This is a genomic window from Kitasatospora purpeofusca (assembly GCF_000718025.1).
In the GTDB taxonomy this organism is placed as follows: Bacteria; Actinomycetota; Actinomycetes; order Streptomycetales; family Streptomycetaceae; genus Kitasatospora; species Kitasatospora purpeofusca.
Genome location: NZ_JODS01000076.1, coordinates 1 through 2,357 on the forward strand (window position 1 = coordinate 1; position 2,357 = coordinate 2,357).

The 2,357-nt window shown below is 72.6% G+C and carries 1 protein-coding gene and 1 pseudogene; both read left to right on the forward strand.

What is annotated here, in order from left to right; genetic code table 11:
- Positions 1 to 222 precede the first annotated feature (222 nt).
- Positions 223 to 885, forward strand: a pseudogene (locus IF01_RS51915) (polyketide synthase dehydratase domain-containing protein); the annotation flags it as partial.
- Positions 886 to 950: 65 nt separating this feature from the next.
- On the forward strand, positions 951 to 2,357 hold a 1,407-nt coding region (locus tag IF01_RS51920), incomplete at its 3' end, for a type I polyketide synthase (protein WP_157855502.1).

The following is a 2,357-nucleotide window of genomic DNA, read 5'->3' on the forward strand; positions in this document are numbered from 1 at the left end:
ATCGGCACCCTGCGCCGAGGCGAAGGCGGACAGCACCGCCTCCTCCACAGCCTCGCCGAAGCCCACACCACCGGCCTCACCATCGACTGGACCCCCTGGACCGGTGCAGGCCGCCTCACCGACCTCCCCACCTACGCCTTCCAACACCGCCGCCACTGGCTGCCGGCGGGCGCCACGGCCACCGACGTCGGTTCCATCGGCCTGGGTACGGTCGACCACCCGCTGCTCGGCGCTTCGCTGCAACTCGCCGGCGGCGAGGGCGTCCTGACCGGGCGGATCTCGCTGTCGAGCCACCCGTGGCTCGCGGACCACGCCGTGTTCGGGACGGTCGTCCTGCCGGGCACCGCGTTCGTCGAACTCGCCCTGCACGCCGCCGACCAGGTCGGCCACCGCGTCCTCGACGAACTCACCCTCGAACGCCCCCTCGTCCGGACCCGCCACGCCGTCGGCACCCTCACCGACACCCCCACCAACAACCCGACGCCCTACACCGGCACCTGGCCCCCCACCGGCGCCCAGCGCATCGACACCACCGACAGCTACCAGCGGCTCAGTACGGTCGGCTACGGCTACGGCCCCACCTTCCAGGGCCTCACCGCGCTCTGGCAGCAGGGCCAGGACCTCTACGCCGAGGTCGTCCTCCCCGCCGACACCGACGGCTTCGCCCTGCACCCCGCTGCCCTCGACGCCGCCCTGCACCCCCTGCTCGCCGACGAACTCCTGGTCCCCTTCTCCTGGAACGGCGTGCAGCTCCACGCCACCGACGCCACCACCCTGCGCGTCCACCTCACCCGCCGGGGCGAAGGTGCGGCCCGTCTCACCGCCTACGACACCACCGGCCACCCCGTCGTCACCGTCGACGACCTCCGCCTCCAGCGGATGTCCGCCGACCAGCTCGCCACCACCACCGACGAAAGGCCGAAGGCGATCTCTTCACCCGTCTCACCGAAGTGCTGGAGCTCACCCAGCAGTTCCTCACCGACCCCGCCAACGAGGACACCCGGCTGGTCGTCCTCACCCAGGGCTCCCTCACCGACCACCCCGACCCCGTCACCGCGGCCGTCTGGGGCCTGCTCCGCTCCGCCCAGACCGAGCAGCCGGGCCGCATCGTGCTGATCGACGTCGACATCTGGTCGGACGAGGCGTTCGCCGCCGCCATTGCCACCGGCGAGCCCCAAGTGGCCTTCCGGGCGGGGCAGCTGTTCGTTCCCCGGCTCGCTCTCGCGAGCGTCGGCGCCGACCCGGCACCGGTGTGGAACCCGGACGGCACGGTGCTGATCACCGGCGCGAGCGGCACCCTCGGCCGGCTGGTCGCCCGCCACCTGGTCACCGAGCACGGCGTCCGCCACCTGCTGCTGCTCAGCCGCAGCGGCACCCGGGGCTCCGAGGAGTTCGCCGCCGAACTCGTCGAACTCGGCGCCACGCCCGCGTTCGTGGCCTGCGACGTCGCCGACCGCGACCAGTTGACCGCGGCCCTGGCCGGCATTCCGGCCGAGCACCCGCTCACCGCCGTCGTCCACGCCGCCGGGGTCCTCGACGACGCCGCCGTCACCAACCTCGGCGTCGAGCAGCTCGCCAACGTCCTGCGGCCCAAGACGGACGCCGCCGACCTCCTGCACGAGCTGACCGCCGGGGCCGACCTCGCCGCCTTCGTCCTCTTCTCCTCGGTCGCGGGTGTCATCGGGACGGCCGGGCAGGCCAACTACGCCGCCGCCAACGCCTACCTCGACGCCCTGGCACAGGACCGGCACGCGGCCGGGCTGCCGGCGACCTCGCTGGCCTGGGGCCTGTGGGCGGAGGGCAGTTCCATGACCGGGCACCTGGACAGTGCCGACCTCGGCCGTCTCACCCGCACCGGCCTCGCCCCCCTCACCACCACCCAGGGCCTCAACCTCCTCGACCAGGCCCTCACCACCACCCACCCCACCCTCGTCCCCGCCCGACTCGACCTCCCCACCCTCCGCAACCGCGCCACCGACAACACCCTCCCCACCCTCTACCGCAACCTCGTCCGCACCCCCACCCGACCCACCGCCACCACCCACACCAACCAAACCGGCACCTGGACCACCGACATGGCCGCCCTCACCCCCGAGGAACGCCGCACCACCCTCATCACCCTCCTCCACCACCACATCAACACCGTCCTCGGCCACACCACCACCGACACCCCCGACACCGAACGCCCCTTCCGCGACATGGGATTCGACTCCCTCACCGGACTCGAACTCCGCACCCGACTCCAGAACACCACCGGCCTCCGCCTCCCCTCCACCCTCGTCTTCGACTACCCCACCCTCACCACCCTCGCCCACCACCTCGACCAACACATCCAAGGCACCACCACCACCCACACC